Consider the following 25,766-nt stretch of genomic DNA (forward strand, 5'->3'; position numbering starts at 1 on the left):
CTACCAAAGCCCCTCTTTGAGTACCTCGTTTTCCGTTTTTCTCTTTTTCAGGGTGGGCAAAACCCCTCTTTAAGTACCCCGTATTCCGATTTTTACTTTTTCAGGTTGAAATCAATATTCAAATTGATCAAAAAGAATGGGAATGACTTGAAAACGTCATTCCTCTCTTAAGATTTTGTGATTTTTGGATTTGAATTCTTTTCATACTTTTCCCTGATTTTTTCTGTACCTTTATTTGGAGGGCCTAAACTGATGACAATATCGCCTTCCTCACCTTTAATCGTATCTTCCTCGGTAAAAAATGCAATTTTACCTGAAGGTCTAAGGATGCATAATAATTCTGCATCATCAGCACGTTCATTTACATATTGTTCAAAGGTATATTGGTCTGTAATTTTCGTCTTTCTGAAAACATAACCGCTTTCCACCTTTTTGTTAAGCACTTCCCATGTTGCCCCATCATGGAAAATGATGTTTCCGCCTACAGTAGGGTTAAGTCCTCGAAGGTCATCTCCTGTAGTGTTATGAAGGCTTAATTGATACACATCTGTTCTCCCGAAAGTAGGAACAAATGTGTTACAAACCAGAGCATTATAAGAATCGATATCTGTTGAAGCAACCAAATATTCATATGGTGTCAAGTCGATCTGATAATCCGTTTGTTCAGATAATATTTCACCACGGTAGATTGGGACACCCAGGTTTCGAGCAATAATCAGACGCTCGTAGGAAGAATCCGTAATCAGAACTGGGATATCCAACTCCTTCAACACTCCCCCGAATTTTGCGCTGAAACTGCTGCCACCTACTAATAAAACACCTGGTTGATCATCGATTGCGAGTCCGAGCTTACCGGCCAGCCATCGGATTGAGAACCCGTGGGCACAAACTGTTGCAAATACAAGCCCTAATGTCAAAGGGATCAACAACCGTGCATCTTCAAAGCCTTGTGCACGTAATGCCCCCGCAAAATATCCTGAAACCGTAAGCGCGACGATTCCACGAGGTGCAATCCATCCTAGCAATGTCTTTTCTTTCAGGGATAAATCTGTTCCGATTGTTGATAAAAAGATGGACAATGGCCGCACGACAATCATCATCAAAATGACAAAGGAGAGAATATTCCAACTAAAAATCTCCAATAACGTTTCGATTGGCAAAGAAGCCGTTATCATGATAAACACTGCTGAAATGAGCATGACAGACATCGTTTCTTTGAAGTGCCTCATATCATCGATTGATGTGATGTGCATGTTTGCCATCGTGATTCCCATCGCGGTTACTGCAAGAAGTCCTGTTTCATGCATGATTTCATCGGATATGGAAAAGCAAGCAAGAACAAACGCGAATACAAAAGGCGACTTCAAGAACTCGGGAACATGACCTTTTTCGATCATCCAACCAGATACCCTTCCAAAGAGCCATCCGAGAAACCCTGCTACCGCAGAAGCAACGAAAAAGAGCAATAAAGTTTTGGCTGTAACCGTTTCTTCAGTAAGAAATTGAATGATTTCAAATGCGAATACAGCAAGTAAAGCTCCTAAAGGATCGACGATAATACCTTCCCATTTCAAAATCGCAGCAGGGCGTGATTTAAGTTTAGCCTGTCTTAGAAGCGGAAGAATGACAGTCGGCCCTGTTACGGTAAAAAGACCACCAATAACAAATGCGACCGCCCAGGAAAGACCAGCAAAATAATGGGCTGCTAAGGAACCTAAGACCCAAGCAATAAATGCTCCAAAACTGACAATCCGTAAAATGGGTCTGCCCACACCTCTTATTTCCCTATAATCTAAGCTCAGGCTCCCTTCAAAAAGGATGATAGCAACAGCTGCCGATATGATCGGATTATAGATCTGACCGAAATCTTCTTGTGGATTGATGATCCCCAGGAATGGACCAGCAATAAGACCAGCAACTGTCATGATTACAATCGCAGGAAAACCAAAACGCCAAGCCAACCATTGTGAGCCTATACCTAACACGATGATCAGCATGATTGTAAATAATAAAGATTCAATCATTATGTTCTCCTTCGCTCTTAAAGTATTTTAATAAAGAGAGAAACTTAGTCTTCGACCTATTATTAGTATGCAAAACCTTTGTGAATTTTAATTATACAGTTTTTCAGTTTCATGTCATGTATTTTAGTTCATCCACAAAGTGCATTCTCTTTCACAGATAAAATCAAATAAAAGAGACCCTCAATGCCATTAGCATGAGGGTCTTCAAATTACGTTTTTCTTAATTGTCTCACTCGTTTGATCGTTCTTTCTTTCAGTTTAAGTCCATTTCCTAAAGAACCAAATAAAATTCCTTTATGCGGGTCAATCAACTCTTTATCTTTGTAATAGAGCCTCGGTGTTTTAAAGAGTGCCAATAATGCGTGTCCAAAAGGCATCTCATGGTAGCGGTCAGGCCACATTTTTTTGATATGTTCCTTGACCATCGGATAATACTTGGGACTCATACCAGGGAACAGATGATGTTCAGTATGATAGGAAAAGTTAAAGTGTAAAACATCAACCCATTTCGGGGTTACGACTGTCAAACTGTTCGCTAATGGATCATTCACTGGTACAAGCGGGTTCAGGCGATGATTCGTCGAAATATAAGCCATTACAATAAAGTTAGCAATCAATAACGGCAACAAAAAGGCGAAGAACCATTTTTCAAACCCGATCCACAACAACAAACCGATCCAAGTCGCCCATGGTAAAATCGCTTCCAACCAGACACTCGGCTGTTTCTTTGGATTGAATTCCTTAATATATACGGTAAACATCTTCATAGAATGAAGTGTGAATGTAACAGCCAATGATGCAAAGCTGGCGATTGCTCTTATTGAAAATGGAACCCTGTAAATCCACTGCATTAATTTACTCTTGGTAAACTTCCTCATACTCGGCCATGCATCAGGGTCATTTTCTTCATCCTGTGTATGGACATGATGGGTCAGATTATGCCATTTCCTCCAAAGCTTAGGGCCAGTGGTCAACGGCCAGAATGCGACTGCACCTAGAAAGTCCCGCAGCCACGGTTTTCGTACAACTGTGCCGTGTAAAATTTCATGTCCTAAAAAGCCCATGCCCGCAAAACTTGCACCAAGGATGAAACTAATCAATATGCTTAACCAAATATTTATATCAAAGAAAATGATCGTGACAAAACTGGCAATTGAAATCAGTAAATATGCTAAACCGCCCAAAAGTCTTGCTGGTACGGGTTTGAAGGCTTTTTTCGGAAGGTGTGGAGCTATCCGTGCAGCATACCAACCAAATGTATGATAATCTTTCATTTTTACCGCTCCTTTTGTCGTTCCTGAATGAATTATAACTCGTATTTATACTCCTCCCAATTCAGCATTTTAATCAAAATATTGGAATTTTAATTTTCGCAAACTTTCTGAAACTTAAACTTAACGCTAACAGGTATGTAGTACACATGTCAATGAAAATTATTACCAAGTCATAATATGAGGTAGTATGTAACACAAATAGTTCTCCATGTAAAACAATACCATTACAACCTTATTATCGAAGTCTGAATTCGATATATGGAGAGCGAATCGGAACATTTATTTGGGATCTGTCTCTAATCATGCAAGGTATTTTCCCCGCATACTTTGAATTGATCATTTTCAATATGACAAAATTCGAATTTCTCTCAATTAACCGCATCCATGTTGAACCGGGCATATGATCTGGTGGCCTGCATGGAAAAATCAAAAGAACAACCGGTTTTATCTGAGGATATTGCGACCCTTTTACAGAATTCAACCATGAAAACCAGGACAAAGAACATTTTCTGGTCACAATTAGCATTTGATCCGCGCGGATGGCACTATGGATGAAAATATTAAAGTAACTCTGGATGGTTTAGAGTCTGAAATTGAAAAAAACAAGAATAGCTGTCATTCAAGGAATGATATCAAATTTGGATTCCGTTGGAGAATTTGACGATTTCATTAAACAAATTAAACAGTTTTATCAATTGAATTAAGTTGATCCATGGAGAGGTACTAATGTGCCTCTCTTTTTTATTGGGCGATTATTCCTTTACATACATGAAAACAATAAGTTGGGAAAAATTATGTAACAATCGATAAGAATGAGGAGGAATTCCTATGCCTAATAATTCTTCACTCCCTCAATTCCCTGAACCGATATGGAGAGCGGATGCCGGGCTTCCGTCGTTTGATACTTTGACTGAGGATCAGACCGTGGACGTAGCCATAATCGGTGGCGGGATTACGGGAATCACAACAGCCTATCTTTTATCCCGATCAGGTCATAAAGTTGCTTTGATAGATGCTGGAAATATCATTAATGGAACAACCGGTCATACAACCGCTAAGATTACAGCTCAGCATGATCTTATTTATGATGAATTGATCCAGCATATCGGCGAAGTCAGAGCTAAACAATACTATCAATCCAACACAGAAGCTATACGATTCATCCAAAATATTATCAATGAAAACAATACCGATTGTGATTTTAAAAATGAGGATGCTTATCTCTATGCAACGACAAAGGCTTCCAAGCAAAAGCTTCAGAAGGAATATGACGCCTACCGGAAATTGGGAATAGACGGAGATCTGGTTGATCAAATACCGTTTGATATTCCCGTTGAGTCAGCGCTAGTCATGAAAAACCAAGCTCAATTCCATCCGCTTCGCTATTTGCTGCCGCTTACTGAAAAAATCAAAGCAAACGGCGGGCAGATTTTCGAGAACACGACTGCGGTTGATGTGGAAACCGGGACAAAACCAACAGTAGTTACGAGAAACGGGTTCAAAATCAATTGTAACCATGTTGTCATCGCCTCCCACTTCCCGTTTTTTGAAGGGAAAGGTTTTTATTTCGCAAGGATGTATGCTGAAAGATCATACGCGATTGCCATCAAATCAGAGAAACCGTATCCAGGTGGCATGTATTTAAGTGTCGATCAGCCGAAACGTTCACTTCGTACAACGACCTTCAATGGCGAGGAGTACATTTTAGTTGGAGGGGAAAACCATAAGACTGGGCATGGCATCAACACCATCAAGCATTATGAAGCGCTACAAGATTGGGCGCAGATTACGTTAGGAATTCGTGAATACCCTTTCCGGTGGTCTACACAGGATTTGACGACAATCGATAAGATTCCTTATATCGGGAAAATCCGATCAAAATACGACAACATTTTCATTGCTACTGGCTTCAAAAAATGGGGGATGACCACCAGTGCTATTGCAGCACAACTGATTACAGATCTAATCACAAAGGGACTGAGTCCATATGCAGACCTTTATACGCCGTCCCGCTTTTACACGGACCCAAGCTTGAAGAACCTGGTGGTCCAAAATGCGGATGTTGCAGGTCATTTCGTTGCAGGAAAAGTAGGTCTGGCCCATAGAAAGCTTAAAGAAATGGCGAATGACGAAGGTGCTGTCGTTAAAGTTAATGGGAAACGTGCAGGGGCTTATAAAGATAAAAATGGCTGTTTACACCTGGTGGATACGACTTGTACCCATATGGGCTGTGAAACAGAATGGAACAGCGGTGACCGCACTTGGGATTGTCCTTGTCACGGTTCGCGTTTTGCAATTGACGGGACTGTCGTCGAAGGTCCTGCAGAAAAGCCGTTGAAGAAGGTCTCCCTTGAAGATTAAGGATTAATGGCTGCTATATAGGGTATTAGTATAGACATTTCCACCCAAGAATCGGAGGTCTTTCAGTGAAACAAGTATCCAGTGTATTTTGGATTTCAATTATCATTACCCTCGTTTTCGTTATTTGGGGAGCGATCATGCCGCAGCTCCTTATTGATGTCATGAGCAATACACAAGCATTTTTCATGAAAAATTTCGGTTGGTTCTACCAGCTGTCTGCAACTTTTTTCTTGGTCTTTGCCCTTTTTCTCATTTTCAGTAAATATGGGAAAATCAAACTTGGCAAAGATGAAGATAAGCCTGAATTCAACCGTCCTACTTGGTTTGCAATGCTATTCAGTGCTGGTATGGGGATCGGTTTATTATTCTTTGGGGTATCAGAACCGATTTCACACTTTTCCAACCCGCCCTTCGGAGAAGGTGGCACGAGCCAAGCAGCGAAAATCGCACTTCAATACACATATCTTCATTGGGGTTTCCATGCGTGGGCGATCTATGCTGTCGTCGCGCTTGCCCTCGCTTATTATAAATTCAGAAAAGGACTTCCTGGACTGGTAAGCGCTACCCTTTACCCGATTTTAGGTGAAAAGACAAAAGGACCGATCGGTAAGCTCATCGATATTGCAGCAGTCATAGCAACCTTGTTTGGTGTTGCTGCATCCCTAGGACTCGGAGCTGCGCAAATAAATGGAGGTTTAACTTACCTTACTGGTATACCGAATAATATTTCCATACAATTCATGATTATTGTAGTTGTCACTCTCTTGTTCCTTATTTCTGCGGCTACAGGAATCAAACGGGGAATTAAATATTTAAGTAATGCGAACTTAGGACTCGCATTCATTTTATTTGCCTTCTTCTTGTTCGTCGCACCCACGGTATTTGTTCTCGATTTATTCACGACTACTTTCGGTGGGTATATTCAAAATTTAGCAGGTTTAGGTTTGAGACTAGCCCCGTTTAATGAGGAAAATGCAACTTGGTTGCAATCTTGGACGATTTTCTATTGGGCTTGGTGGATCGCCTGGGCACCTTTTGTCGGCACTTTCATTGCACGTGTATCCAGAGGAAGAACAGTCCGTGAATTCATTACTGCTGTTTTGATCATTCCTACACTGGTATGTGCTTTCTGGTTTGCTGTGTTCGGGGGGACAGGAATCTTCATGGAATACAATCTTGGCCTGGATGTTTCAGGGCAAGCTCTAGAAGCAGCATTGTTCTATGTATACCAACAACTTCCCTTTACGATTATCCTTGTGGTGGTGACCCTGTTATTGATTTTGACGTTCTTTATTACATCAGCCGATTCTGCAACCTTCGTATTAGGAATGCAAACAACATATGGAAGCATCAATCCACCTAACATTGTAAAAATTGTCTTAGGTCTGTTGTTATCTGCTTCTGCGGTCGTCCTGATGGCTACAGGGGGGTTACCAGGGTTCCAATCAGCCATCATAATCAGTGCGTTTCCTTTAGGAATCGTCCTTCTCTTCAGCTGCTATGCGTTATTGAAGGCTTTTCGGTCGGAATTGAAGGGAAATAAGCAAACCCTAAGTAAAAAAGTTCCTGTAATCCTCAGAGGAAAGGTGCAACGAAGAAAGCTGCGTAAAAACGACATTTGATAAGTGACTAACAATTACAACTCAAACTGACATTTTTAATACTAAAGTTGTATTTTAAATGCATTTTAAAAAAAGGATTTGGCCTTATAAAAACGAATATTGAACTAGAGGAATAACCGAAATATCGACACGCTTTGAGATCATAGTAACCAAGAGATTCAACATCAAATGCTGCAATTTTAAGATTCTTGAGCAAAATTCGTAATAGCAAGAACCTTTCAGTAAGAAAATCTCTAAATACGGAGTCGATTTATGTGGATTATTATTAAGGATATTTTAGTAAACGTTTTATTCATTTTATTCCCTACGCTTTTCTATTTTGTTTTTCTTCGTGAAGATAGTCGCGTGCGAGAAAAAGTTATTTCGAAATTCTTTTTCGTATTGTTTTTTTCTATTATCCTGACGATGATCTTACCTGCTGTCTATTCTGAAGAGTTTAAATATGATCTTAGAATCATTCCCATCATCCTCGGTTTCATATATGGGGGATTGCTGCCTGGGCTTTGCTTGACTGCTTTGATGCTAGGGTTTACCTACATCCTATACCCGGCTGAATTTTTTACAGCCCTGGGTAATTACATAATCGCTTCTATCGTCTTGATCATTCTAAGCAAGTTTTATCATACTCAATCCAATAAAGGGAAATTACTCATCTTAACTGGGTTTTATTCCGTAATTGCCAGTTTGAGAGCTGTTTATTTCATCGCTAATGGATACTTCGATCAAATTGAGATTACAATCTATCTGTCAGTAATTACGTTGTTTACTTTGATATGCGTCATTGCACTGATCGAAGCCCTCAATAGGCAGATCATGCTTCAGAGGGAATTGGAACACATCGAAAAAATGAATGCAATCAGTCAGTTGGCAGCTTCAGTAGCGCATGAAATCCGAAATCCGATGACGACAGTCCGAGGCTTTCTACAGATTTTAAGCGGAAGTAAAGAAATTCCTGAAGGAGACCGTTCCTTCATTACAATTTCTATCTCAGAACTTGATCGTGCCCAAACAATCATCAATGAATATCTTTCTTTATCAAAGCCTCAGAAAAACACATTAGAGGTCATCGATTTTACCAAACTAATCAATGATTCGATCCAGATCATATCCACTTATGCCATCATCAATAATGTGGAAATCTCAAAGTCTGTGGATGATTCCTTAAAGGTCAGGTGTTTTAAGCATGAAGTTCAGCAAGTGTTGATCAATATCATGAAAAACGGAATCGAGGCAATGGACGGTTCTGGTAAAATGCATGTATCAGCCGTAAGAAAAAACCAATGGGTGGAAATCCTTATTCAAGATAATGGATCAGGAATACCTAAAGAACAAATAAAACGCTTGGGCACCCCTTATTTTTCTACTAAAGAAAAAGGTACCGGTTTAGGCCTCACAGTAAGTTTCGAGATCGTCAAACGAATGAATGGGTTAATTGATGTGCAAAGCCAGGTCGGTAAAGGAACGACCTTTAAAATTAGTTTACCAGCTGCGCAAGTAAAAAATGAAACCTAATGTAAAGAGGTTGGCGCTCATGCCAACCTCTTTTTTAGGGAATCATCCCATCTTTTTTTCGGCTTCCAATTGATGGATCTGATCTTTTAAATCTTTTATTTGTTGTTGAAGCTCGATTGTCCCTTTCTCATTACCAGGCTCGATCTCCTGTGCAATCAAGTTCGATAATTGCAACTTCAACCGCTCGATTTCATTGTTGATCCTTTGTTCTTCTTTTGATAAATGGACATGGTTTTTCCATTCCTTATAAGTCCCTTTATATTCGTAAAATCCATTATCCAAGGAAAAGACACGGTTTGCGATTTTCTCAAGCATATAAGGATCGTGTGATACAGTAACTACAGATCCAGAGTATACAGTCAATGCGTCTTCGATTCTTTCTCTTGTCTCGATATCGAGATAGTTGGTAGGCTCGTCAAGAACAAGAAGATTCGCTTCAGAAAAATACAACTTCACAAAAGCAACACGACACTTCTCCCCCATGCTCAAATCCTTCACTTTTTTAAATACTTGATCACCTTTAAACAAAAAGCATGCAAGAATGGTTCGTGCATCTGCTTGAGTCATTTGCGGCAACTTTAAAATTTGTTCGAGAATCGACCGTTGCAAGTCAAGCCCCTCCAACTCCTGCATAAAATACCCTATTTTCAATTGAGGATGATGGATGACATTCCCTGATACAGGCTGAAGATGTCCGGTGATCAGCTTGAGCAGTGTCGATTTCCCAGTTCCATTTTGACCGATCACGGCGATTCTGTCTCCATGGTCGATCCCAAAGGATAACGAGTTAAAAAGCAATTCATCTCGTTCATATTGAAAAGCTGCATTTTCAATCCTGAGCAGTGTTTTACTGTCGAACTTGCCAACTTCCAATTCAACATTGAGTGTCGGAGTATCTTTCGGTTTCTTGACCTGATTACTTTCAAGTCTTTCCAATGCTGCTTCCTTTGCCTTGAAGCGCGTCATATTCTTATTTGCTTTCTTCTTAGCAAAGGGGTCCCGCTCACTTGCAGCACTGTGGGATTTCTGAAACCACTGTTTGTATTGCGTAACAGCTTCCAAAAGCTTTCTTTTTTCTGCTTGTTGTTTGTGATATTGGGTCTCTAGAGACTTCCGTTCATGTTCAACCTGTTTAAGGTATTGTGAATAGCCTCCTTGATACTTTTTCGTTCCCTCGGGAGTAAGTTCATACGTGATTGTCGCTACTTGATCAATGAAAGCCCGTTCATGAGAAATGAATAATATAGCCCCTTTAAATGATCGGAGCCATTGTGCAAGCCATTGAATCGTCTCTACATCAAGATGATTGGTCGGTTCATCTAGAACAAGACCCTTTGGATTTTGCTGCATTGCCTTTGCAAGCTTAGCGCGTGTTTTCTGGCCGCCGCTCAAGCTCGTAATGGGCTGGTTCCAAGCTTCCTTCATAACGCCTAGCTTAAGTAACCACATCTCTACTGATACCTCCCACTCATATCCTCCTAATTCCAAAAAATTAGTAAGAACATCGTTATAAGCAGAAAGTACATTCATATCATCCGGTGTTTCTTGGATCGCTTGCTGATACTCTTCCAGAAGTTGCTTAGCATGAAATAAATCCGAGCTTCCACTCTCAACAAATTCTCTGGCTGTCAATGGATTATCCTGTAAAGAATCTTGTTCTACGATTCCCCATTCTTCGTTCTTCATAGGGTAGTTGATCGTCCCACCGGTCGTTTTCTCTTTCCCTAACAAACAGTTGATGAGAGTGGTTTTCCCTACTCCATTCCTTCCAATCAAAGCAATATGATCGCCATCATTGATTTCGATGGATGCACCTTCGAATATTTGCTTTCCGTCTCGTTCAACTGTAATATTCTCTGCCTTCAAAACTAGCATACAGATCCCTCCTTTTTGATGCTCTGTTAAACAGCTATGCCGATTTTTTGTTCATATCCGCTTCATTTTCATCGATAGGTTTTAACAAAGCCCTTTTGAACACAAAAAAACACAGGCCGCTGCCTGTGAACCAGATAAATGGAATCATGATGCTGAAAAAGGATTAGCCAAAATCCGATCATGAAAAAGTACGATATCTAAATGAAGACACACTAATCCCTATACTCTGTTTACAGGCAGAGCCATTTTTCGTATTAAGCTACGCGAAAAATGTTTAGGGACTTCATGATTTAAGAATCGATACCTCCTCGTATTTATATGTTCATTATATACGATAAAGCTCCTAAAATCCAAAGAATTCCGAAAAATTGTTTCACATGGAACACTTTCTGTTTAACCCCTTACAATTAAGGCTACAAATAAATTATCAATTCCCATTTTTTTGATGGTATGATAAGGATAAAAGTAACGGTAAAAGGAGGGAAAGTAGTTTATTATGCAGGCGCCAACACCGATTTCGACTCACCAACGTATCGCAACCATTGATATCATTCGTGGATTTGCACTTCTAGGGATTTTCTTTGTGAATATGCCAGCTTTATTCGCTCCAGCTCTGATGTATGACCTGTACTCTATCCAACTGACATATGAAGGGCTAGATCGATGGGTACGTCTCATTTTTGATATATTCATTCAAGCCAAATTTTACCCGATGTTCTCATTTCTTTTTGGATTTGGTTTTTACATATTCATTTCCAGAGCTGAACTTAAAACCGATCGACCTCGTAAACTTTTTGTCCGCCGGTTGGTCATCTTGCTTGCCTTTGGTTTACTGCACTTGATCTTTGTCTGGTATGGGGACATCCTTCATACCTATGCATTGATAGGTTTTCTGTTATTATTCTTTTATCCTCTCAAACCGAAAACGTTATTGATATGGGCAGTGTCCTTACTCGTCCTTTTTTACGCGTTATTGGCGCTGCCTCTACTAGCTCCCCCATCTTATTATGAAACTTCAAATTATGTAAGCGAGACCGTGGGCAGTAAAAAAGTGGAGGAGTCTGTCCACATGTACCAGGAAGCAGGATATATTGAATTGACAGCCTATCGCTTCCAAAATGAAGTCCTTCCTGTCCTAGAGTATTTTGTATTCAATATCCCTCAGATCCTGGCACTCTTTTTATTAGGCTTATATGTTGGGAAAAAAGGGATCATAGCTGACCCACGGTCACATAAAAGAATGATCAGGAAGATTTGGGGAATAAGTGTTACCATTGCCTTGCCGATCATGATCTGGTTGACAGCTATCGAACTGGATTGGCTTGATTACGGGGGCTATGAAGAAAGTCTTTCGTACTTGCTTATGAATTTAAGCGGCATGTTCCTGGCTTCCTTTTACATCTTTTCGTTTGTTTTGTTTTTACAGAATGCAAGAATGAATCGAATATTGCAATCTTTTCAAGCAGCTGGAAAAATGGCATTGACAAATTATCTCGTCCAAACCATCCTTTCCGTCATCTTTTTTGTCGGTCTAGGTTTTTACAATGAAGTCAGTTTGACTTTCGGGCTTGTGATGGTACTGATCCTGTTCTCCATTCAGCTTGTCTACAGTCATTATTGGTTGAAATATTTTTACTTCGGGCCTTTTGAATGGCTATGGCGTTCCCTTACATATAAACAACTACAGCCGATGAAAAGGAAGGATCTTCCTAACAACGAAATGTCTTAATAATTAAAGAAAAGCGCAAGAGCCCTGGGCATCCACGAAGGTCACTGGAAGTCCGACGAGGAGGCTGGCACCGCCGCAGGAGGTCTGAAGTGATCCAAGTGGTTTGGCGATGGAGCTAGACATTACTTCACCGCTACCAAAATTTATACTTTCTTATATTCCAAAAAAAGGGTTGACCTAATCGGTCAGCCCTTTAAATCTCTCAAATGTTGATCCAATCGATGTCTTTTTTCAACATGGACATCGTTTCGGCTTCTTTACTATTTGGTCGGGGTTGGAAGTTATATGTCCAGCTGGCCACAGGTGGCAAGCTCATGAAAATCGATTCGATACGACCTCCTGAATCCAAACCGAACTTCGTGCCTCGATCATATACAAGATTAAACTCGACATACCGTCCTCTTCGGACCCGTTGCCATTCCAGCTCGCCTTCTCCATAAGGCAGGTGTCTGTTTTGGTTAATTAGTGCCGTATAGATGCGGGAAAAAGCCTCGCCTACTTCATGGACGAGGGAAAAGCGGTCTTCCAAAGTGAACTCCTTCGATATACCAAGGCGGTCAAAAAAAATCCCGCCCACTCCTCGTGTTTCATTACGGTGTTTAATATAAAAATAATCATCGGCCCATTTTTTAAAAGCCGGATAATAGGAAGGATGATGTTGGTCGCATAAAGATTTAAGCTTTTGGTGGAACATTTTTGCTTGACGGCCATCAATGTAAATCGGGGTAAGATCAATTCCGCCTCCGAACCACTTCTCACCATTTGAAACTTCAAAATATCGAACATTCATATGTATGATAGGTACCATTGGACTGACTGGATGCATGATGACTGAGACCCCAGTGGCGTAGAAGGTTCCACCCCGATTAACTTGAAGGACATCCGCCATCTTGTCGGAGAGAGGGCCATGAACCTCTGAAAAATTGACGCCTCCCTTTTCGATGATCTTCCCGTTCTGAATAACCCGGGTGCGGCCGCCCCCACCCTCGTCACGTGTCCAAAGTTCTTCCATGAACTTTTCCTTGCCATCACACGCTTCAATCTCACTACAAATGTCATCCTGCAGGCATTTGAACGATTTACTAATCAATTCTTTGTCGACTCTAACTGCTTTTGTTTGTTCTTTTATACCCATAGCTACAAGCTGGTCCCTGTGTATATGACTGAACCAGAAACCAGCCACTCCCCCTCACATGATTTACTTTTTCAAAAGCAAATTTAGTTTGTTCAGGATCATTGAAGACTTAGACTCTTTCATGAATCAAACATACAGCATTCTCCGAATTTTGTAAAATATTAACTTATATTGTAGAAGAGTGTAAAAAAAGAGTGTTAACCTTATGGAAAAGCACTCTTAAGCTGCCGATATTTTTTCAAATCACCTTTTGATTTTCTTGATAAAAAGTACCTTCAAGTAATCGCCTTCCGGAAATTCCTTAATCGTCTTGAAATCCTCTGGAAGTGAATGTTCCTCAATAAGCTTATATTTTCCGTTCATTTCCCTGAACGCGTTTTCTACGTATAATTTGAATTTTTTCATATCAAAACCAGCAAAATTCGTCGAGGCTATGATCATCCCATCATCTTCTGTAATGGAAATTGCTTCTTTTATCAAATCTTTATAATCTTTCGCTGCGCTGAAGCGATGTTTCTTGGACCTTGCAAAGCTAGGCGGATCAAGGATGACCATGTCAAACTTCAACTTGTTCCGGACAGCATATTTGAAATAATTGAAAACATCCATGACACGGATATCGTGCGCTTCGTAATCTAGCCCGTTCAGGCTGAATTGTTCAATCGTCTTATTAAGACTACGGTTGGCAAGGTCAACACTTGTCGTTTTCGCCGCTCCTCCAAGCGCAGCGAAAACAGAAAACGCACCCGTATAAGAAAAAGTATTCAATACCGTCTTCCCTTCCGCATGATGGTCACGTATCGACTTACGTACATCCCTTTGATCGAGGAAAACGCCAACCATTGCGCCATCGTTCAAATAAACGGCAAAGTGAACGCCGTTTTCTTTGACGATGATCGGAAATTGAGCCCGTTCTCCGGTAAGGAAGTCGTCGTCTTCAATGTATTGCCCTTTTTGATCAAAACGTTTCTTTTCATAGATTCCTTTGTAATCAACTGAACTTTGGAGCGCCTCTCTAATCAAGTCCTTGAACTGGTAGATGCCTTCGCTGTACCAATTGATCAGAAGATATCCATCAAAGTAATCGACTGTAAAACCGCCGACACCATCTCCTTCCCCATTAAAAAGGCGGAAGGCGTTCGTCTGCGAATCTACGAAGAAAGCTTTCCTATGTTCAAGCGCCTTATTGATTTTACGCTCGAAAAATTCGTAATCAATTTCCTCATGTTCTTTTCTCGTCAGAATCCAACCAAGTCCTTTATTCTGTTTGCCATAATACCCTTTTCCGATGAAACGCTTTTGTTCATCGACAAGCTTGAGAAGAGTACCTTCTTCCTTCAGATTGTTTAAATTGACGATCGCTTCCTTGAATAGTAGCGGGTAACCGCCTTTTAACTTATTGAAGTACTTCGACTTTATCGTCAGCATCATTTCTTTAGGCATGATAGTCATCCTTCATTTATGTATTTTATCGCTCAAACCTTCTGAATCCATACTACCACTTTTCAAATCGTGAACAAAACTCTGCTAACGGGTCGAGACGAAACTATAAACCGCTGGTAGATTCTGTTCTTGATTTTTAATAGCAAATTCCTTATAAAAAAGGACCTACTGCAAAAACAACACTGCAATAGGCCTAATTTGATCAATTTTAGATCTGATAAAAAATCTTCAAAATCGTATCCTCTTCTTCAATTATCGAAAGAAGGGGTATATGCCAGCTTTACCCGGTTGGATTGGATGACTTCTCCTTTTTCTCACTTAATAATTGAACGTTTGTCATGAACCGTGATGCCGCTCTTTGTAAAAGGATTGGTCCTTGCTCCATCGCTTCTGCCAATGTCATAGGTTCATCGACGATCGGCAGTACTGAGGAAAGGCCTTGTTGCTTAGCGGCCTGTAAATCACCTTCGATTTTCCCAGCAAATGCGATTGTGGGTACGTGGTACTTGGCTGCAATCCGTGCGATTCCGACAGGGACTTTCCCATACAAAGACTGGGCATCGACTTTACCTTCACCTGTGATGACAAGCCGGGCTTGGCTGATATGTGATTCCAACTCGCTTAATTTCGAAATCAAGGTGAAGCCGCTCTCGAACTTCGGTTGTAAAAAGGCTAGGAGGGAGAAACCGAATCCACCTGCCGCACCGCTGCCTTCATCGGATCGGTGATCTTTTCCCGTATGAGAGGTGACGGTTTCTGCATACCGAGCCATCCCATTTTCAAAAAAAGCAAGTTTATCTTCTGCAACCCCTTTTTGCGGGCCAAATACTGCAACAGCTCCTTCTCTTCCTAGTAAAGGATTGCTCACATCAGAGGCAATCGTGAATTCAACATCTGCTAAGCGAGAATCCAAATTGGTGGCATCAATGGATTTAATTTCACCAAGTGTACCACCCGAGGCTTGGACCCCGTTCCCACCCTCATCCAAAAACCGGATTCCCAATGCTTCGAAAAAACCAGTTCCTGCATCGACTGTTGCACTGCCCCCAAGACCGAGGATCACTTTATCCGCACCAAGATCAAGTGCCCGGGATACTAACTGGCCCGTTCCATAAGTAGAGGCATGGTAAGGATCCAGCTCTCCCTCTTCTAAGTGGGGAAGACCAGATGCAGCCGCTGTTTCGATTACTGCCGTCTTTGTTTTCTCAATCCATCCGAAAGCCGCATGTACCTTACGTCCTATCGGATCTTTCACTTCTTCTGACTGTTTTTCTCCTCCTAGGATGGCTGTAAGAGCTTCAACCGTTCCCTCACCCCCATCTGCCATCGGGATCAGTATAACGTCAAGATCTTTATCGACTTCTAACAAACCTTTACGTATCGCTTCAGAAGCTTCAATGCTCGTCATTGACCCTTTGAAAGAATCCGGGGCGATGATTATTTTCATTGCAATCACCTGCTTTTTGTTTAGTGTTGTTACTATCTTACTAAAAAAACGAAACCGCTATCTATGTTACAAAGGACAAAATATCAATCTTAAAATTTCTCATTTTTATTTCATATAACAAAAAGAGCTGACTTAGTATCAGCTCCTATCTGGACCTTTATTAATCTTATAAAATATTAAAGCAACATAAAGGTTGACCGCATCTGTTAACACCCGAGGGTCATAACCAGTCATTTCTTTGATCCGCTTCAACCGGTATTGCAATGTATTTTTATGAATAAACAACTTATCAGCCGCTTGGGTAATCGATCCATTCACCTCAAAGTAACATTCCAATATATTTACGATCTGGGATAGATCATTGCCCGTTTCAGTCAAGAGAACCTTTTGGATGTATGCCTCCCGTGTCTCATCCGAAAGCTCATAGGCAAAAGTTTCTATACCTAATTCATCAATGAAAAATAGGGGCTGACTGCGATTTTTTGCATGTAATAATGCACGTTCGGCTTCCTGTACAGAGATTGAAATTTCCCTTGGATCGTGATATGCCTGACCGATCCCGGCAGCTGTTTTGAAACCATAAGCGGTTTGGATCGTTGATTGGATCATATCTAGCCTGTAGCGAATTATCTCTTTCATTTTTTTGTCCGTGGCCTTTTCATCTACTGATAATAATAATGTGTACTTTGTACTTCCTGAAGGAATGATGACATGTTGGCTTTGCTCTGGGAAATGTTCCCGGATTAAATTCAAAATCTCTCGTCTGAACCGCTGGAATTCCAATTCCCCTTTAACATCTGCTTCATAGCTTTTCAGTTTTTCATACAGAATATGATTAAAATCTCTCACATCTAATACTACCGCTATCCTGGGAATATGCACATTGATTTTAAGAATCCAACCTCTAGCCGCGAATAACTTATCATTTTCCCAATCCCCGGCGAGCCATTGGTTGATGAATGATTCCTTCGCCCTGCTTTCGAGTTCGACTTGTTCTTCTAAATAGGCTTCTTTTAAAAGTATTTCAGTCATTCGTTTAATGACCTCACCAAACTGGACAACCTCACCTGGTTTCCCGGTTACTCCGATGACACCAATGATTTGATTGTTCAATTCCACAGGCAGGTTGACGCCTGCTTTTGCCCCTTCATATTCATTTTCCTCATGTATGATCAGCGCCTCTTTTTTCTTCAAGACGGTCCACGCACCTTCATGGAAATAACCGATTCTATTTAGGTCGATGCTTGCAATGATATTTGCCTGGTCGTCCATGAAATTGATATTTCTGTCTATGATTTTTACTGTTTCTTCTACAATCGATTGTGCAACTTTGGAGGAAATGACCATCTTTCACACCTCTTAGGATATTAATTTAAGAAGGATCGGTTATTATTGATCCATTGTCTGACTCTTCGTTTGATTGTTCGATAGCAGCGATGACAGCTCCACTAGCTTGTTCAGTAAATAGCTCAGTTAGTTATTTACTGGCTGCCACCTATATTTTCAATAGTGGAACTTCCTGTATATTTTGGCTCTTCATCTTTATTTCATCAAAATTGTAGTTGGTACGGCAACAAAACTTAAAACTTAACATTCAGCTTACGCGCTGAATCCTGAAAACTCAACACTTCTTCAGAACATTCTGCTCGCTGATTTGAGTATGCACGAGGTCCGCATAGAATCCATTCTTTCTCAACAGTTCCCGATGGTTTCCTTGTTCGATGATTTCTCCCTCACTAAGGACAAGGATTTCATCAGCGCTTCGGATCGTATTCAATCGATGTGCGATAACGAAACTTGTGCGTCCCTTCATCAATGTTTTTAAGGCAGCGGTAATTTTCATTTCAGTAACGGTGTCGATGCTGCTTGTCGCCTCATCTAAAATAAGCAAGGCAGGATTTGCTAACATGGCTCTTGCTATCGATAGCAACTGACTCTGTCCATGGCTGATCCCTTTTCCATCAGAATCCAGAATCGTATCATATCCGTCTGGCAAGCGTTTGATGAAATCATCGACATGTGCCGCCTTCGCTACTTTCTCAACCTCTTCATCAGTCGCATTAAGTCTTCCATAACGGATGTTCTCACGTATCGTCGTATGGAAGAGCATCGAGTCCTGCAAGACGACTCCCATCTGTCGGCGCAAGCTTTCCCGTGTGATTGTTTTGATGTCTTTGCCATCTATGTAGATGTGTCCTTCATCGTTTTCATAAAATCTGGACAAAAGGGAGATGATTGTCGTTTTTCCTGCACCGGTTGGACCTACGAGCGCTATCGTCTCCCCTTTTGCTGCATGGAAATTTATATTCTTTAAAATCGGCTGGTCATCTTCATAAGAGAAATAAACTGATTCAAATACGATATCTCCTTCGATTTGTTCGATATCTTCTGCATCCTTATCATTTTCTTTTTCTTCAGCCTCGTCAATGATTTGGAAAACACGTTCCGCACCAGAAACCGCTGAGAGAATCATATTGTATTGGTTTGCCAGGTCGTTCAATGGACGGGTGAATTGCCTCGAATACGTCGTGAATGTAACAATCACTCCAATCGATATAAACCCGTTCAGGGCTAAAATCCCCCCTGCACCAACTATAATAGCGAAGCTTGCATTATTAAGCATGTTCATGAGTTTTGGAATAAATCCCGAATAAGTCTGAGCCCAGTAGCTCGCATTCCTCAACGATTCATTTTTTTCGGAAAAGTCATCAATCACACGCTTTTCCTGCGAATACATCTTAATAATCTCATGACCTGTAAAGATTTCTTCAACATAGCCATTCATTTCACCTAAATGCTTTTGCTGCTCTTTAAAATATCGTCCTGTTCGCTTCGTAATCCACTTCATACCGAAGTACATGACCGGAACAATCGTCAATGTCAACAGGGTAAGGATCGGGCTTAACCAGATCATCATTGCAATCGTACCAGTGATCGTCAGTACACTTGTAGTAAATTGGATAACAGCAGAATTCAAGGTTCGGCTCACATTATCCATATCATTAGTGAGACGGCTCATTAGCTCACCATGCTGACGTCTTTGGAAAAATAGCAACGGTAGCCGTTGTATATGTGAAAACAAATGATTACGCATCGAGTATACGGTGTTTTGGGAAATCCCGATCATCCAATAGTTCTGCATCCAGGATGTTACAGAATGAAGAATATACACAGCCAATAATAGCCCTGCCATTTGGAGAAGAGTTTCCGTTGCAGGATCTGAAATGATTTTGTCGACAGCAACTCCTAACAAATAAGGGCCTAGTAGCGACAATAACGAGCTGATCACTACGATGAACAGGACAAACATGAATAATTTCTTCTCAGTTCTGATGTAGGTCCAAATTCTTGCTAGTGTCGACCACAAATTTTCGACTTTTGGCGGCTTTGTACCGATGCCTTGATGCCGGCGATGAGGATGCTGAGGCGTACGATCCCGTTGTACAGTTGATTTTGACATCTAGATCACATCCTCTTCCATTTGGGACTTGTAAACACTCTGGTAGAAGGGGCTTGTTTGCAGCAAGCCTTCGTGATTTCCACTTCCGATCAGCTCTCCTTGATGCAACAGGAGGATCTGGTCTGCCGCTCGGATTGAACTGATCTTTTGTGCGACAATGTAAACCGTACACGCTTGTTTTTTCAATGTTTGAAGCAATCTGGCTTCCGTGTGGGCATCGAGGGCACTCGTACTATCATCCAATATCAGGATTTTCGGCTTGCGTACAAGAGCACGGGCAATCGAAAGCCGCTGCTTCTGTCCGCCTGATAAGGTGATTCCTTTCTGACCAATTCTCGTATCATACCCATCTGGTAAACTCATGATGAAATCATGAATCTGCGCATCCTTAGCTGCACTGATGACCTCCTCTATTGTTGCCCCGTCCTTTCCCCACTCGATATTTTCTTTTACACTCCCTGAGAACAGGTGGGCTTCTTGAGGTACGACGCTCATCTGCTTTCTTAAATGTTCATTATCAATCTCATCAATTTCTGTTCCATCTATGAAAATATGCCCCGACGATTTTTCTAACAGTTTCGGAATCAAATTCAAGAGCGTTGTCTTGCCGGATCCCGTCTCCCCCAATATCCCGACCGTCTTATTTTCATCAGTTGAAAAAGTAATTCCCTTTAAAACATCCCCGGATTGATCACTATACCGGAACGAAACATTTTCAAAACGTACACTTCCACTGATAGATTGTAAGGAAAGAACTTCAGAATGATGTAACGTTTTTTCATTTAGCACTGAAGCAATCCTTGTAGCTGAGGCGCTGCCTCTCGAATAGTTCATGATGAGGAAGGTGAAGACCGAAAATGTAAAAAGGATTCGGGTTGCGTAATTGATGATCGCGACAAGTTCTCCTGCCTGGACTTCTTGCATATTGAGCTGAACCGCACCAATCCAAAGGATAAGGATGATGACAATGTTCATCCCCAGCATCACCACAGGCATCGCCACTTCTATCATCCATAACGCTCTTTTATTTTGGTCGACCAATGAATGGTTTTCCTGTTTAAACCTTCCCTCCTCATATGCGCCACGATTAAACCCTTTGATCAGGCGGATTCCTGATAAATTTTCACGAATGACTGTATTTACGCGGTCAAGCTTTTCTTGAACTTTACGAAACAAGACAATACCTTTCGTCAAAATCCAAAATAAAAAAAGAAGTAAGGCTGGAACTGATAATAGAAGGTAGGTTGCAAGCCCTGGGTGGACGAAGAAAGCCATGATGATACCGCCAACAATGAATAAAGGCGCTCTCAGGGCAATTCGCATCAACATGAATAATAAACCTTGAACTTGTGTAACGTCGTTGGTCATACGCGTCACAAGCCCTGGAGTGGAGAATGTCTGAAAGTGTTTGCTCGTGAATTCTTGTACCTTATGAAAAAGGTCTCTTCGCAAGTCATGGCCGACACCTTGACTCGCATGAGCTGCAAAAAAGGAGTTCGTGATGCCTGCTGCAAATGCTATCAGTGATAGTCCGAGCAGAACGCTCCCCCATACTGCTACAATCGATAAATCTTCCAGTAAGATGCCATCGTCAATGATTTTCGCCATCAGCAAAGGCTGTACCAATTCAACGATCAATTCAAGGACCATAAGTGATAAAGCAATGGAAACCGATAATTTATATGTATGTAAATAGGAAAAGGCCTTTTTCATTTATAGAACCCCCGGTGTTTCTTGATGTTGTAATAATTATACAGCATATAGAAAAAAGAGCGTACCGGAATGGCCGCTCCTCTTAAACCTATTCTGTTTCCCCTGGAAACAATCCTCTTTTTTTCAAGTCTCTTTATGATGCATAAAAGAAGGGGATCCGGCTGTTCCTTTGGTTGAAGAAGAAAAAAGGGAAAGTCAATTGGTCTAAGTTCTCGAATCAATGGTCATTGTTTCCGCTTAAAACAACTTTTTTTATATAAAATGACGTTGGCTTTATTGCTTTATAAAATGCTCTGCTGCAGCCAGGTTTCATCCTGTCATGAAGCTCGATGATCAAGATTTTCACCTTGCCTACCAACTCTCGTACCCTTGTGAAATACTCTTTCTCAGCGCCTTCAATATTCAGTTTCAGGATATCAATCTCTTCTATACCGAAATCTGCAACAATGGAGTCGATTGTGACTGCTTTAAATGCACCTAGTTCAGACCGTTCGATTTCCTCTACCATCATCCCCCATTCGCCTAAACCAACATCCTTTACTCTCAAATACGTATTCTTGTTCCATAAACCGGCATGTAGAAGTTCAATCTGATCATAATTCCTGATGTTTTCTCTCATCACTTCTACATTAGAAGTTCTGATTCTACCGCCACTATTTTCGCATCTGGAAATTGTTCTGCAAAATAGACACTCGTATACCCGACATTTGCGCCGCCATCGATAATCCATTCAGGTTTAAACGTCAATGTTGACAAACGGTATTCCTTTTCATAAAACACGTATTTGAACGTATCGTAATCTGTAGAATCTCCTCGGAAATACAATATTTCTTCAATATCCGGTGGCTTTACGGCATTCAGTTGAGGCTCCCCCAATCCATTACCCCCCATCCTTTTTTATATTCATATGAGTCTTTTCATATCCCGTAACGGAAATGACAGAAGTTTATTAAAAACCTGAAGACTAGACTGATGTCACAAACAAAAATGACGGGTTTCCCCGTCATTCGTTTGTTGTCTTCTATTAGGATTTTTTACTGTTGTCGTTACCGTTTTTCGATTCTGAAATTCTGCCAAGGAAAAAGCCATCTATTTGTTCAATTTTCCCTCTCCAAAGGATCTTACCTTTAGAAGGTGTCGGTTTATTGTCTCCGCAATATACACGGGTGTTTTTCATATGAATAAAATTTGCTTCTCCACCATCATGTGAATCCGCTGCTTCACTTGCTTCCGAAAGGTCATCACTTAACTTTTGAGCAATCTTACTGCCATCTTCAAGTTTACCACTAAGCTCTTCGAAATATTTCTTCGCAGAAATCATCGTACCTGATATCACAGAACCATTCACGTTCAATGTAATATCTAACGTGAAATCACCTGTATTCGCTGCTTTCACGAAATATTCGAGTATACTATCTTTTGGTACAACTGAACTCATAATAATCACTCCTTTACTATTCAGTTATGACGAAGTGTCATCATCACTTGTTAGTGATGTGTCTTCATCTTCATCATCGTCTTTGTCTTCTTTGTTGGTTTTGTTAGATGATGTCTTCTTTTTTCCATTTGTCCTGTTTGATTTCTTGGCATTGGTATTCTGCTTTTCTCTTTCTTCTTCCTCTTCATCATCGTCTTTGTCTTCACGATCGTCTTTTTTTTCTTCTATTTTCGTATTTTTAGATTGCTTTTTCTTTGTTGAAGTTGAGCTTGGTTTTTTTCGATTCGTGGATTCTTCTTTCTCATCGTCGTCTTCATCTTCATCACTATCTTCGTTTTTGGTTTTTTCACCTTTGTTGCCTTTTCCTTTGTTTTGGTTCTCTTTATCTTCTTCTTCGTATTCATCTTTGTTATCAAGCAATTTATTCATTTTCTCTTCTAATGAATTCAACCGATCCTGGAGCTTTTGGTTTTCTTCTCTCAAGTTTTCAATTTCTTGGGAATCATTTTCGGTATCCTTCTCATCTGCCGTTTCCGTCGTAGCGCTGACTTCTGTTTCAGCACTTTCACTTTCTTCAGAATCTTTGCGTTTTCTGTTATTCAAGAAATTCGTAGTAGAGGTTTTAAGGCTCTGGGCAGCTAGCTTGGATTTTTCTTTCGCTGATCGGCTCAAATCCATACTTTTGTTTTTTAATGCTTCTTTATCGACCCGTGCCCAAAGTTTCTTGCCATTTTCAGGTGTGGCAAGATATCCAACTGTAGCACCAAGTATACCGCCTGCCACTGTACGTTTGATCGGTCTACCTGTCACCATGTTTTTAGCCTGCTTTTCCTTGTCTACCATAATTTTCCCCTCCGTTTATTATTAAATATCTTCAGCATTCAAACGATTAGTTTGATCGGTGTGAGTTGAATTGTTTTCAAGTTGTTCCAAGCGTTCTTTCAATGCCTTATTTTCATCCTCTAATGCTTTGTTTTGCTCTTCTGATGCTTTAGAACTCAAGTAAGGATCCGTTTCCCACCAATCCATGCCGATTTCCTTCGCTTTATCAACTGATGCGATGATCAGGCGGATCTTGATTGTCAACAGTTCGATGTCCGCAAGCCCTACTCGGATATCTCCTGCAATAACGACACCTTTATCTAGAATCTTTTCTAAGACATCGACGACTGAATGTGATTCCACTGGATGTTGTACAGCCATTGTATATCCCTCCTTGGTCCTTTTTCTGGACCGTTCAAAACGAGTCACGAATCAAATTCGCCGTTTATCAATAGTTTTTGCTTGTTTCACTATGATTTGTACCAAGGCGATTCATTCTCCAAGTACACTTGCGGACACTGGTACATGAGCCCTTGGTCCTTGATCCTGATGAAAAATATCTACCTAAGAAGGTTTCCTAAAGGACCTAAATCTATATTCAAATCCTCAGCTTCAAGGCCGAAGATGTTCTTTAGTTCTTCCATTTTTTCTTCTAAATTCATGAGGGCGACACCGAGGTCTTCAATCTGTTCATCCGTAAGGTTTCCACCTTCTACCCGTCTGATTGCATGCCGTTCGACAATTTGTCGTAATAATTCGATCACTGTCATGACTAATTGAGCTAGTCCTTGTTCGGATTTTTCCGGGTCGATGTTTATCCGTGAATTATTTGTTTGACTCTCCGATTGCATCATTCAGTTCACCCCTTTGTCTTTCAAAGTTTTCAGACGATAAATTTTTATTGCCGTGTGCTTGTACGAGGGTTTCTACTGAGGAGATCAATACACGTAAATCCAAGTACACTAGATCTACACCCGCGATTGAAATAATGATATCTCCCCTTATTGCCACTCCTTTATCAAGAATGACATCTAATATATCTATAAGTGCAATTTCCTTGTTTTCAATCGATTCTCTTTGTGACATCCATCAGATCCCTCTCTTCACGAAAAGCTGGAAAAATGATAAGCCGGCCAAGGCCCTGAAGCTTCAAACCTCCAACCAGTTTGTCCTAGTTCCTTTTCTAGTCTTTTGACTTCTTCCAAATAAGAATCAACTTTGTCGACTGGTAGAAGAAACACACTGTTCCACGCCATATTCTCTTTTAGACCTGTGACATCCCTGCTCCAATTTCTTTTGATTTCAGCTTTAACGGAAAACTCTTTCAGCTTTTCATGTAACTCTTCACATACACGGTTTTTCTCCTTTTCAAGTTCCGCTTCAACCAACTCATCGATCTTTTTCATTTCAAAAAATTGTCGCCCAGGTGTCAGTGTACTGATCTCTTTTTTCTTCGCTTCGATTTCGAAATTGTTTTTACTGACATCCTGTTTTAACTTTTCATCATCACAGTAGATTTTAAGGTTCCATTCTTCATTACCTTCAAGTGATTCAAAAGTCTGTTCGATTTTTTCTTCACTCGCTTGAATCTTGTCATACATGCTCTGTTCACTTTTATAAATCGTACAGAACTTCAAAGGTATAACGGTATATTCCTTATATAACGCAACCAGTGTCTTATGATGATGGAATGCTTTTTCCTGCAGCCATTCCATGTCATTATCAATCTTCTCTTTGATGGTTTCTTCTGAATGCCCATTTGCGTCAAGATTACAAACAACAGCAGTAACCTTGTTTATCGGGATCGTATAAATCTCTGACTCGCCGTCGAACCCTTGAAACGATGGAAATGATTTTTGTGCTGTAGCTGATGTTGGAATTAAACCGTATAAATAGATTAGTTGATCCATC

Annotated in this window: 21 protein-coding genes; 4 read left to right on the forward strand and 17 right to left on the reverse strand. The window is 40.7% G+C overall.

Annotated features, from left to right (window positions below; translation table 11 throughout):
* Positions 1-167: 167 nt before the first annotated feature.
* Both ACJROX_RS29630 and ACJROX_RS29635 read right to left on the reverse strand, forming a co-directional pair.
* On the reverse strand, positions 168-2,024 hold the full coding sequence (locus ACJROX_RS29630; protein ID WP_408008743.1) for a cation:proton antiporter: 1,857 nt from the start codon (positions 2,022-2,024) through the stop codon (positions 168-170).
* A gap of 209 nt (positions 2,025-2,233) precedes the next feature.
* Positions 2,234-3,298: a fatty acid desaturase family protein gene (locus tag ACJROX_RS29635; RefSeq protein WP_408008744.1), complete on the reverse strand. Its 1,065-nt coding sequence runs from the start codon at positions 3,296-3,298 to the stop codon at positions 2,234-2,236.
* An 828-nt stretch (positions 3,299-4,126) separates the two neighbouring features.
* Here ACJROX_RS29635 and ACJROX_RS29640 point away from each other — a divergent pair.
* The 3 genes from ACJROX_RS29640 (at position 4,127) to ACJROX_RS29650 (ending at position 8,793) form a co-directional block, all read left to right on the forward strand.
* Positions 4,127-5,659, forward strand: coding sequence for an FAD-dependent oxidoreductase (locus ACJROX_RS29640; protein ID WP_408008745.1), 1,533 nt, complete (start codon positions 4,127-4,129; stop codon positions 5,657-5,659).
* 65 nt (positions 5,660-5,724) lie between these two features.
* Positions 5,725-7,281, forward strand: coding sequence for a BCCT family transporter (locus ACJROX_RS29645; RefSeq protein ID WP_408008746.1), 1,557 nt, complete (start codon positions 5,725-5,727; stop codon positions 7,279-7,281).
* Between the two features lie 252 nt (positions 7,282-7,533).
* Positions 7,534-8,793: an ATP-binding protein gene (locus tag ACJROX_RS29650; RefSeq protein WP_408008747.1), complete on the forward strand. Its 1,260-nt coding sequence runs from the start codon at positions 7,534-7,536 to the stop codon at positions 8,791-8,793.
* 42 nt (positions 8,794-8,835) lie between these two features.
* Here ACJROX_RS29650 and abc-f read toward each other — a convergent pair whose 3' ends face one another.
* Positions 8,836-10,668: a ribosomal protection-like ABC-F family protein gene (abc-f, locus tag ACJROX_RS29655; protein WP_408008748.1), complete on the reverse strand. Its 1,833-nt coding sequence runs from the start codon at positions 10,666-10,668 to the stop codon at positions 8,836-8,838.
* Between the two features lie 496 nt (positions 10,669-11,164).
* Here abc-f and ACJROX_RS29660 point away from each other — a divergent pair, with 496 nt between their 5' ends.
* Entirely contained in the window at positions 11,165-12,397 is a 1,233-nt protein-coding gene (locus ACJROX_RS29660) for a DUF418 domain-containing protein (RefSeq protein WP_408008749.1), read from the forward strand.
* A gap of 202 nt (positions 12,398-12,599) precedes the next feature.
* Here ACJROX_RS29660 and hemF read toward each other — a convergent pair whose 3' ends face one another.
* The 14 genes from hemF to ACJROX_RS29730 all read right to left on the reverse strand — a co-directional run bounded on the left by hemF (position 12,600) and on the right by ACJROX_RS29730 (position 25,765).
* Positions 12,600-13,580, reverse strand: a complete 981-nt coding sequence (gene hemF, locus ACJROX_RS29665) for an oxygen-dependent coproporphyrinogen oxidase (protein WP_408008750.1) — start codon at positions 13,578-13,580, stop codon at positions 12,600-12,602.
* Positions 13,581-13,775: 195 nt separating this feature from the next.
* A complete protein-coding gene (locus ACJROX_RS29670) occupies positions 13,776-14,975 on the reverse strand; it encodes a class I SAM-dependent rRNA methyltransferase (protein WP_408008751.1) in 1,200 nt (399 codons plus the stop codon).
* Between the two features lie 280 nt (positions 14,976-15,255).
* Entirely contained in the window at positions 15,256-16,422 is a 1,167-nt protein-coding gene (locus ACJROX_RS29675) for a glycerate kinase (RefSeq protein WP_408008752.1), read from the reverse strand.
* A 138-nt stretch (positions 16,423-16,560) separates the two neighbouring features.
* Entirely contained in the window at positions 16,561-17,769 is a 1,209-nt protein-coding gene (locus ACJROX_RS29680) for a CdaR family transcriptional regulator (protein ID WP_408008753.1), read from the reverse strand.
* 274 nt (positions 17,770-18,043) lie between these two features.
* The gene (locus ACJROX_RS29685; protein WP_408008754.1) at positions 18,044-19,882 is read right to left on the reverse strand and encodes an ABC transporter ATP-binding protein; all 1,839 of its coding nucleotides are present in this window, start codon (positions 19,880-19,882) and stop codon (positions 18,044-18,046) included.
* Positions 19,883-21,595 (reverse strand): ABC transporter ATP-binding protein, encoded by a 1,713-nt coding sequence (locus tag ACJROX_RS29690; protein ID WP_408008755.1) that lies wholly within the window; start codon positions 21,593-21,595, stop codon positions 19,883-19,885.
* A 217-nt stretch (positions 21,596-21,812) separates the two neighbouring features.
* Positions 21,813-22,214, reverse strand: a complete 402-nt coding sequence (locus ACJROX_RS29695; protein ID WP_408011833.1) for an FkbM family methyltransferase — start codon at positions 22,212-22,214, stop codon at positions 21,813-21,815.
* Positions 22,215-22,219: 5 nt separating this feature from the next.
* Entirely contained in the window at positions 22,220-22,471 is a 252-nt protein-coding gene (locus tag ACJROX_RS29700) for a hypothetical protein (protein WP_408008756.1), read from the reverse strand.
* A 148-nt stretch (positions 22,472-22,619) separates the two neighbouring features.
* Complete coding sequence (gene gvpU, locus ACJROX_RS29705; protein ID WP_408008757.1) at positions 22,620-23,033, reverse strand: gas vesicle accessory protein GvpU; 414 nt, start codon at positions 23,031-23,033, stop codon at positions 22,620-22,622.
* 24 nt (positions 23,034-23,057) lie between these two features.
* Positions 23,058-23,876 carry a GvpT/GvpP family gas vesicle accessory protein gene (gene gvpT, locus ACJROX_RS29710; RefSeq protein ID WP_408008758.1) on the reverse strand — a complete coding sequence of 273 codons (819 nt, stop codon included), beginning with the start codon at positions 23,874-23,876 and terminating at the stop codon, positions 23,058-23,060.
* Between the two features lie 21 nt (positions 23,877-23,897).
* On the reverse strand, positions 23,898-24,236 hold the full coding sequence (gene gvpJ / locus ACJROX_RS29715) for a gas vesicle protein GvpJ (RefSeq protein WP_408008759.1): 339 nt from the start codon (positions 24,234-24,236) through the stop codon (positions 23,898-23,900).
* A gap of 179 nt (positions 24,237-24,415) precedes the next feature.
* A complete protein-coding gene (locus ACJROX_RS29720) occupies positions 24,416-24,706 on the reverse strand; it encodes a gas vesicle protein K (RefSeq protein WP_408011834.1) in 291 nt (96 codons plus the stop codon).
* On the reverse strand, positions 24,681-24,941 hold the full coding sequence (locus tag ACJROX_RS29725) for a gas vesicle protein (protein WP_408008760.1): 261 nt from the start codon (positions 24,939-24,941) through the stop codon (positions 24,681-24,683). The genes ACJROX_RS29720 and ACJROX_RS29725 overlap by 26 nt, the downstream gene beginning before the upstream one ends.
* Before the next feature lie 17 nt (positions 24,942-24,958).
* Positions 24,959-25,765, reverse strand: coding sequence for a GvpL/GvpF family gas vesicle protein (locus ACJROX_RS29730; RefSeq protein ID WP_408008761.1), 807 nt, complete (start codon positions 25,763-25,765; stop codon positions 24,959-24,961).
* Between the last annotated feature and the right edge of the window lies 1 nt (position 25,766).

It is taken from the genome of Pseudalkalibacillus sp. A8 (assembly GCF_045920555.1).
Taxonomy (GTDB): Bacteria; Bacillota; Bacilli; order Bacillales; family Fictibacillaceae; genus Pseudalkalibacillus.

Bases quoted from the DNA above. Each gene is read 5' to 3' on its own strand.
- ACJROX_RS29630 (WP_408008743.1), bottom strand. From the start codon at position 2,024: ATGATTGAATCTTTATTATTTACAATCATGCTGATCATCGTGTTAGGT.
- ACJROX_RS29635 (WP_408008744.1), bottom strand. From the start codon at position 3,298: ATGAAAGATTATCATACATTTGGTTGGTATGCTGCACGGATAGCTCCA.
- ACJROX_RS29640 (WP_408008745.1), top strand. From the start codon at position 4,127: ATGCCTAATAATTCTTCACTCCCTCAATTCCCTGAACCGATATGGAGA.
- ACJROX_RS29650 (WP_408008747.1), top strand. From the start codon at position 7,534: ATGTGGATTATTATTAAGGATATTTTAGTAAACGTTTTATTCATTTTA.
- abc-f (WP_408008748.1), bottom strand. From the start codon at position 10,668: ATGCTAGTTTTGAAGGCAGAGAATATTACAGTTGAACGAGACGGAAAG.
- ACJROX_RS29660 (WP_408008749.1), top strand. From the start codon at position 11,165: ATGCAGGCGCCAACACCGATTTCGACTCACCAACGTATCGCAACCATT.
- ACJROX_RS29670 (WP_408008751.1), bottom strand. From the start codon at position 14,975: ATGCCTAAAGAAATGATGCTGACGATAAAGTCGAAGTACTTCAATAAG.
- ACJROX_RS29675 (WP_408008752.1), bottom strand. From the start codon at position 16,422: ATGAAAATAATCATCGCCCCGGATTCTTTCAAAGGGTCAATGACGAGC.
- ACJROX_RS29680 (WP_408008753.1), bottom strand. From the start codon at position 17,769: ATGGTCATTTCCTCCAAAGTTGCACAATCGATTGTAGAAGAAACAGTA.
- ACJROX_RS29685 (WP_408008754.1), bottom strand. From the start codon at position 19,882: ATGTCAAAATCAACTGTACAACGGGATCGTACGCCTCAGCATCCTCAT.
- ACJROX_RS29690 (WP_408008755.1), bottom strand. From the start codon at position 21,595: ATGAAAAAGGCCTTTTCCTATTTACATACATATAAATTATCGGTTTCC.
- ACJROX_RS29695 (WP_408011833.1), bottom strand. From the start codon at position 22,214: ATGAGAGAAAACATCAGGAATTATGATCAGATTGAACTTCTACATGCC.
- gvpU (WP_408008757.1), bottom strand. From the start codon at position 23,033: ATGAGTTCAGTTGTACCAAAAGATAGTATACTCGAATATTTCGTGAAA.
- gvpT (WP_408008758.1), bottom strand. From the start codon at position 23,876: ATGGTAGACAAGGAAAAGCAGGCTAAAAACATGGTGACAGGTAGACCG.
- gvpJ (WP_408008759.1), bottom strand. From the start codon at position 24,236: ATGGCTGTACAACATCCAGTGGAATCACATTCAGTCGTCGATGTCTTA.
- ACJROX_RS29720 (WP_408011834.1), bottom strand. From the start codon at position 24,706: ATGCAATCGGAGAGTCAAACAAATAATTCACGGATAAACATCGACCCG.
- ACJROX_RS29725 (WP_408008760.1), bottom strand. From the start codon at position 24,941: ATGTCACAAAGAGAATCGATTGAAAACAAGGAAATTGCACTTATAGAT.
- ACJROX_RS29730 (WP_408008761.1), bottom strand. From the start codon at position 25,765: ATGGATCAACTAATCTATTTATACGGTTTAATTCCAACATCAGCTACA.